The following is a 339-nucleotide window of genomic DNA, read 5'->3' as shown; positions in this document are numbered from 1 at the left end:
GTGCTCTTCCGATCTGGCACCTGCGCCGGCCCCCGCACCTGCACCTGCCCCCGCGCCCGCACCGGCCCCCGCACCGGCCCCCGCACCGGCCCCCGCACCTGCACCGGCCCCCGCACCTGCACCGGCCCCCGCACCTGCACCCGCACCTGCACCGGCGCCCGCACCGGCCCCCGCGCCATCGGGAACGCCAACTCCATCGGGAACGCCAACTCCATCGGAAACACCAACTCCATCGGGAACTCCCACGCCATCGGGAACTCCCACGCCATCGGGAACACCGACTCCATCGGAAACACCAACTCCAGCGGGAACACCGACTCCATCGGGAACTCCCACGCC

General features: G+C 72.9%; 1 protein-coding gene. It reads right to left on the bottom strand.

The genetic code is table 11. The features are described 5' to 3' along the window. Positions 1-339 (bottom strand): hypothetical protein (locus tag QUB06_RS30430; RefSeq protein ID WP_333438449.1); only part of this gene is annotated, 339 nt, incomplete at both ends.

Source organism: Microcoleus sp. D2_18a_D3, from assembly GCF_036702455.1.
In the GTDB taxonomy this organism is placed as follows: Bacteria; Cyanobacteriota; Cyanobacteriia; order Cyanobacteriales; family Microcoleaceae; genus Microcoleus.
This window is presented reverse-complemented; position numbering and strand designations above follow the sequence as displayed.